Annotated in this window: 8 protein-coding genes; 2 read left to right on the top strand and 6 right to left on the bottom strand. The window is 63.1% G+C overall.

Features of this window, described 5'->3' with window-relative positions:
- The 4 genes from AB4Z11_RS19905 to AB4Z11_RS19890 form a co-directional block, all read right to left on the bottom strand.
- The coding region (locus tag AB4Z11_RS19905; RefSeq protein WP_442027132.1) for an EI24 domain-containing protein at positions 1-562 on the bottom strand (562 nt) is incomplete at its 3' end.
- The gene (locus AB4Z11_RS19900; RefSeq protein WP_442027130.1) at positions 562-1,557 is read right to left on the bottom strand and encodes a sterol desaturase family protein; all 996 of its coding nucleotides are present in this window, start codon (positions 1,555-1,557) and stop codon (positions 562-564) included. The genes AB4Z11_RS19905 and AB4Z11_RS19900, both read right to left, overlap by 1 nt.
- The gene (locus AB4Z11_RS19895) at positions 1,554-2,327 is read right to left on the bottom strand and encodes a polysaccharide deacetylase family protein (protein ID WP_442027129.1); all 774 of its coding nucleotides are present in this window, start codon (positions 2,325-2,327) and stop codon (positions 1,554-1,556) included. Before AB4Z11_RS19895 ends, AB4Z11_RS19900 begins: the two co-directional genes overlap by 4 nt.
- A gap of 3 nt (positions 2,328-2,330) precedes the next feature.
- Positions 2,331-3,353 (bottom strand): YVTN family beta-propeller repeat protein, encoded by a 1,023-nt coding sequence (locus tag AB4Z11_RS19890; protein WP_442027127.1) that lies wholly within the window; start codon positions 3,351-3,353, stop codon positions 2,331-2,333.
- Between the two features lie 84 nt (positions 3,354-3,437).
- Here AB4Z11_RS19890 and AB4Z11_RS19885 point away from each other — a divergent pair, with 84 nt between their 5' ends.
- Positions 3,438-3,794: an FKBP-type peptidyl-prolyl cis-trans isomerase gene (locus tag AB4Z11_RS19885; protein ID WP_442027125.1), complete on the top strand. Its 357-nt coding sequence runs from the start codon at positions 3,438-3,440 to the stop codon at positions 3,792-3,794.
- Here AB4Z11_RS19885 and AB4Z11_RS19880 read toward each other — a convergent pair whose 3' ends face one another.
- Positions 3,795-4,574 carry an anti-sigma factor family protein gene (locus AB4Z11_RS19880; RefSeq protein WP_442027124.1) on the bottom strand — a complete coding sequence of 260 codons (780 nt, stop codon included), beginning with the start codon at positions 4,572-4,574 and terminating at the stop codon, positions 3,795-3,797.
- Complete coding sequence (locus AB4Z11_RS19875) at positions 4,571-5,074, bottom strand: RNA polymerase sigma factor (RefSeq protein ID WP_442027123.1); 504 nt, start codon at positions 5,072-5,074, stop codon at positions 4,571-4,573. The genes AB4Z11_RS19880 and AB4Z11_RS19875 overlap by 4 nt, the downstream gene beginning before the upstream one ends.
- An 89-nt stretch (positions 5,075-5,163) precedes the next feature.
- On the opposite strand from AB4Z11_RS19875, the gene AB4Z11_RS19870 reads away from it, so the two are divergent.
- Positions 5,164-5,979: a hypothetical protein gene (locus AB4Z11_RS19870; RefSeq protein WP_442027121.1), complete on the top strand. Its 816-nt coding sequence runs from the start codon at positions 5,164-5,166 to the stop codon at positions 5,977-5,979.
- Positions 5,980-6,101 lie beyond the last annotated feature (122 nt).

The following is a 6,101-nucleotide window of genomic DNA, read 5'->3' as shown; positions in this document are numbered from 1 at the left end:
CTTCAGCGCTGGCGTAGTCGGCCAGCGCGTCGTAGCTCATCACGCGGCTGGTCAGCCAGCCCCACAGCAGCACGGTTGCGATGCCGGCCAGCGGCGGGAAGATATACAGCGGCAGAATGCACAGCCAGCACACGACAAAGATAATGCCTGCGGCCAGGGCTTGTCCCACGCTGCCCAGCAACGAGCCGCCGCGCTTCTTTTCCAGCTGCGGGAAATGGCGGCCGCCTACGTGGGGCACGATGAACGGCATGGCGGCCACGCCGATAAAGACCAGGGYCGTGATGATCATCAGCGGCAGCAGCAGGAGCAGCGCCACCAGCGGCACGATCACCGCGCGCAGCGTGTCGAGGCCCAGTTTTTCCAGCCATTCACCGGTGGAGCGGAATAATTCGTAATCCACGTACTGGGTGTGCATCCAGTCCAGCATCGGCTGCAGGCCAAGCCAGAGCAGCAGCGCCCACAAGGCGGCCGACAGCAGGAAAGGCGCAATGCTCAGCAATAGCATCTTGCCGTGGAACTGAGACAGCAGGGCGCGCCCGTAGGCGTTCAGGACCGCCAGCATCAGACGCTTTTCTTTCCGGCGTATTCCACCATGCGCTTCAGTCCCAGCCACTGCTGAGCCCAGAAGCCGCGGCCGTAATCGCGACCGGGGATGACGGTGCCATCAGGCGCTGTGCCCGGCAGCTGATCGCGCACGCCGGTCGTTTCAAAGCGCGGCGTGAAGTTCGCGGTGCGGAAGATGATGTCCCAGATTGGCAGCAGTACGCCGAAGTTGCAGCCACCCAGCGTGCCCTTGCCTTTCGATTCGTGGCCGACGCCGATGGCGTGGTGCATGCGGTGGAAGCGTGGCGACACCAGCAGCCGTTCACCGATGGCGCCGAAATGGATGCGCACATTGGCATGCTGGAGGCTTTGCAGGATGCGCGATAGCGACACCAGCAGCACGTATTGCGCAGGCTGCACGCCGATGGCCAGCGCCACCACGGCAATCACGGTGTCATGCAGCAGGTCGTCCAGTAAGTGGTTGCGGTCGTCGCTCCACAGATTCATGTTTTGCTGGCTGTGATGCAGGCTGTGCAAGCCCCACCACCAGTTGAACTGATGCTGGGCGCGGTGGAACCAGTAATCGACGAAATCGAACACCACGAAATAGATGGCGAAACTGGCCAGCGGGCTCATGCCCGGCGCCAGGTTTTCCAGATTAAAGGGACGTACCCCATCCATGCGCAACTGGCCGGCGATGGCGTCCATCACCGGGTCCAGCGTGAAGAAGATCAGCACCGGGAACAGGCCGATACGCTGCAGCACCGTGTAAATAAAGTCGTTCCAGCGCGCGCGCTTGTCGGTGATGGGCTGGGCCGGAATCAGGGATTCCATCGGGCGCAGCACCAGGAAAATCAGAAACAGTTCGCACAGGCCGATCAGGAACCATTCCGTGCCTTCGAAGGCGTCTTCCACCACGTCGCCCATGCCGGCGTAATACAGGACGGGCTCAATCACCGTCTGGAACAACCAGCCCTGGGCCTGTCCCAGCCAGTCTGCCAATAGTTGAATCATTGCTTCACTTGATAGTCAGGATGTTCGCGCAGCGTGGCGAAGCAGAAGCCCTTCTGCTTCAGACCCGTGATCAGCGGCTCCAGATTGGCCGGTGCCCACGGGTCCTTGCGCGACCAGATGCCCATATGGGCCATGAAAATATCGCCGTCGTGCAGGCCGTCCAGCGCTTTCTTTAACAATACCGCATTCGGATAGGCTTCGCTCGACAGCTCATCGCCCGAGAAACCGGCTTTGGCCCAGCCCACGTGGGCATAACCGCAAGCCTTGCCCGCCGCCAGAGTCCGCGGCGAAACTTTGCCGCCCGGCGCGCGCCAGAACGGGTCCATCTTGTGGCCGGTCAGCTCCTGGAAACGCTGGTCGCTGCGGCGGATCTCTTCGCAGTATTGCTGAGCTGTCCACTCCTGCGCCTTGCCACCGTGGGCGCCGAACTGCGGCTTGACGGCGATCTTGCCGTTGGCCGCGTCGCGCAGGTAATAGACGTGATCGAAGGTATGAGAACCAAAAGCATGGCCTTCCGCCACGCGCGCCTTCCAGAAGCCGGCCCAGGACGGGTCCAGCGAATAATCGCCGCGCACAGTTTTTTCGTTCGCCAGGAAGAAGGTGGCGCGGACGTTCTGGCGCTTCAGCACGTCCGCAATCAATTCGGCCTGGGACTGGCTACCGGTGTCAAAAGTCAGATAGATCGTGCCGTGGCACGCTGCCGGTGCCGGCGCGGCTGCTGCGGACGCCAATGCGGACGCAGCGGCGATGCAGATTGCGAGCCGCTTCATCTTTTACATGCGCGCCGAGGAATTGGCGAAGAACACGCCGTGCGGCGAGCGGCCGACCGGGATCATCTTCACCACTTTGCGGCTCGGCAGGTCAATCACGGCGACTTTCTTAATCCAGCGCAGGGTCACCCACATGGTTTTGCCGTCTTCCGTGATTTCCATGCAATCCGGACCGCCCGGCACATTGATGGTGCCGATGTTTTCCAGCGTCTTCTGGTCGATGATGTTGATGGTGTTCGACACGCGGTTCGACACATAAGTGATACGGTTATCGCCCTGTGCACGGAAATTGTGCGTACCAGCGCCAGCCTTGATCTGCTTGACCGACTTCTGGGTGCGCCAGTCGATCACTTCCACGTAATCGCTGCCCATGATGCCGACCATCAGGTACTTGTCGTCCGGGGTCATGGTGATACCGGCCGGCAGTTTGCCGACTGGCATAGTCCATTTGATGGCCTGGGTTTTCAGGTCGATGGCGCTGATCTGGTCACTGCCCTGCTGGGTGATGAAAGCGGTGGTGCTCTTGGCATCGAAAGCGATATGGCTCGGCAGCTWGGCCATCGGGATGCGCTTGGCCAGCTTGAAGTCCTTGCCGTCGTAGCTGTAGACGTCGACGCGGTCCAGACGCAGGGAAGTCACCACGAACCATTTCTGGTCCGGCGAGAAGCCGATCTGGTAAGGGTCGAGGATGTCCTTGACGTGCTTCTGTACCTGGCCGGTTTTCGGGTCCAGGAATACCAGTTCGTTGCCGACCGAGCTGGCGACGATCAGGGACTTATTGTCCGGGGTCGCCATCAGGTGGTGCGGCTCTTTGCCGACGGCGAAAGTCTGCAGGCTGGTGTAGGTGGCCTGATCGAGCAGCTGGACCGTAGCATCCCGGGAGTTAAGCACCACAACGACGTTAGCGTGGGCGGCGGTGAAACCTGCCAATAGTGCAAAGGAAAGGGCTGCGCGACGGATACTGCGGAACATGAAAAGCTCGCTCGAGATGCAAAACCATATTTTACGGTCAAACCCCGTCTGCATTGATATTACCGACCAGTTTTAAGGGGCATTTAAGCTACAATCACCCTCTAAGTTGTCCATATTTGATAAGGAAAAGGAAAAATCATGGCGATTATCACCACCCCATCCGGTCTGCAGTACGACGATATCAAGGCCGGCGACGGCGCTGAAGCCAAGGCAGGCCAGAACGTCACCGTGCATTACACCGGCTGGCTGCGCAACGACGACGGCAGCAAAGGTTCGAAATTCGATTCGAGCAAGGACCGCAACGATCCGTTCGAGTTCGCACTGGGCGCCGGCATGGTCATTCGCGGCTGGGACGAAGGCGTGCAAGGCATGAAAGTGGGCGGCACCCGCCAGCTGATCATCCCGGCGGACCTGGGCTACGGCTCGCGCGGCGCCGGCGGCGTGATTCCGCCAAACGCCACGCTGATCTTCGACGTGGAACTGCTGGGCGTTTAATTACTTCTGCCATCCTTTCTGGATGGCGTCCGTTTCGCCCTTGCCATCCAGCGCAGCCCCATTGATGCGCTGGTCGATGGCTTCCAGCACCGGTGTCGGCATCTCAGCCGCTGCAAGGCGGTAAGGTCCCTGCGCCGGTGCGCGATTGTTCTGCACCAGAATGGGAATCCGCCATTCGCCATTGGCCTTGCAGGCCAGTCCGGACAGCTCCTGTCCGCCATTCCCGGTAATAAAACTGCGGCAGTAACCGCCATCCTGCGCGACAAAACTCAGGCCAATCTTCACYGGTCCGGCAGCACCGGCACTGGTCAGCTGATTGTCCAGCGCCGTAGCCAGGCGGCCCTGCGCGCTTAAACTGCCATCGCGGCTGGCGATGGTYTCCCCGGCGCGCGAATTGTCGAGCTGCCAGGCGGAGAGGCCGAATTTGCCCGCCACCACGCCAACTACCAGCATGGCGGCCAGCGCGCCCCATTCCGGCCAGGACCAGCGCCGTTTCTGGCGCGCCTTGCGCGCCGCCTGATGCTCCGCTTCGCGTTTGGCGCGGACGGAATCCAGGCTGACCACCGTGGCCTGGCGCAGCGGACGCACCAGGCGCGGCGGCACCGCCTCTTCCGCGACCGGCGCATAGGCGGCAAAAACGTTGGTGCGCAACGCCTTGTGCTGCGCCACGCGGCGCGCCAGGCTGGCGTCTTTGCGCATGGCCTCCTCCAGCGCGCGGCGGGTCGCTTCATCCAGCTCGCCGTCGGCATAGGCCATCAGGATTTCATCGGAAAAACTCATATCACGGTCCTCGCTTGCTCCGATAATAACTCTTGCAGGGCGGCGCGTGCGCGCGCCAACCGGCTGGTCAGGGTGCCGATCGGGATTTCCAGTACCTCCGCAGCTTCTTTATAGGGCAGACCGTCCACCAGCACCAGACCTACGACCAGGCGATGTTCGTCGCTCAGCAGGCTGACGGCTTTTTGCACCGCCATGCGCTGCTGGTGCGCTTCGGCATAGTTGTCGCCTATATGTTCGCCTTCTTCTTCCGGCGCAAAAATCTCGCTGCGCCGGGTGCGGGCACGCACTTCGTCGATCCAGGCATTTTTGATGATGCGGAACAGCCAGCTGTCCAGGCGGGTGCCGGCTTGCCACTGCCCGCTGTGCAGAATGGCGCGCTCCACGGCCAACTGGACCAGGTCGTCCGCATCCTCGCGGTTCCAGGTAACAGTACGGGCAAAACGCCGCAAGCGTGGCAGCAGTGCGGCGATCTCCTCATGCAATGCGGTGGTGTCGTCCATGCTTGGATAACGATCCGGCCAGGGATTTTCTTCCCGGCGCCGTACGTTTGTACCGATAAGATCTCTGTTAGCTATATTATCATTCGCCCATGATCCTCTTGCGCCCGACTTGTATCCTGTTGCGTACATGCTGCCGCGCCGCCGTTTTGCTTCTGGCATTGGCCGGCGGCGAGGCGTCCGCCCAGCTGCATTTGCCCGGCCTGCCGCTGCCGGGGCGGGTCGGACCGCTGGATACCTCCCTGCTTCGCGAACGCTTATTAAATACGTCCGACCTGACGGACCGCATCCGCCTCGACCAGCTGCGCCTGACCCAGGCCGCCGACCTCTTGCGCCGCCATCCTGACGTGCTGGAAGCAGATCCGCGCGGGTTTCCAGTTGTCCGCCGCGTGATCGTGGCATGGGCGCCCTCGTCCGCCGGCCTGGCCGCCGCCCGCGCGGCCGGCCTGGAGCTGGCCGGCCAGCAGGACGTGCTGGATCAGCCGGTCCTGACGTTCCGCGTGCCGGAAAGCGTCTCCACCGCCGACGCGCTGGCATCCCTGCGCGCCGCCGATCCGGACGGCGGCTACGACTTCGACCACATATATACAGGCAGCGCGAGCGCCACGCACGATGCCCCCGTGCACTCCAGCGCGGCCGACACCGGAAGCGCGAGGGCCGACGCCGCCGCCGGACGCACCAGTACGAGCGGCAACGGCACGGGTGCCGGCCTGGGCGGCGCACATAACACGCGCGTGCGAACCGCCGCATCAGAGGCTGGCGACGCGGGCGCGGGCGGCGCACATGACACGCGCGAGCGGATCGCCGCGGCGGAGGCTGGCGGCGCGGGCGTGGGCGGCGCGCATGACAGCCGGACGCACCAGTACGAGCGGCAACGGCACGGGTGCCGGCCTGGGCGGCGCACATAACACGCGCGTGCGAACCGCCGCATCAGAGGCTGGCGACGCGGGCGCGGGCGGCGCACATGACACGCGCGAGCGGATCGCCGCGGCGGAGGCTGGCGGCGCGGGCGTGGGCGGCGCGCATGACA

It is taken from the genome of Pseudoduganella sp. RAF53_2, from assembly GCF_052113985.1.
Lineage (GTDB): Bacteria > Pseudomonadota > Gammaproteobacteria > Burkholderiales > Burkholderiaceae_D > Rugamonas.
This window is presented reverse-complemented; position numbering and strand designations above follow the sequence as displayed.

Bases quoted from the DNA above. Each gene is read 5' to 3' on its own strand.
- AB4Z11_RS19900 (WP_442027130.1), bottom strand. From the start codon at position 1,557: ATGATTCAACTATTGGCAGACTGGCTGGGACAGGCCCAGGGCTGGTTG.
- AB4Z11_RS19895 (WP_442027129.1), bottom strand. From the start codon at position 2,327: ATGAAGCGGCTCGCAATCTGCATCGCCGCTGCGTCCGCATTGGCGTCC.
- AB4Z11_RS19885 (WP_442027125.1), top strand. From the start codon at position 3,438: ATGGCGATTATCACCACCCCATCCGGTCTGCAGTACGACGATATCAAG.
- AB4Z11_RS19875 (WP_442027123.1), bottom strand. From the start codon at position 5,074: ATGGACGACACCACCGCATTGCATGAGGAGATCGCCGCACTGCTGCCA.
- AB4Z11_RS19870 (WP_442027121.1), top strand. From the start codon at position 5,164: ATGATCCTCTTGCGCCCGACTTGTATCCTGTTGCGTACATGCTGCCGC.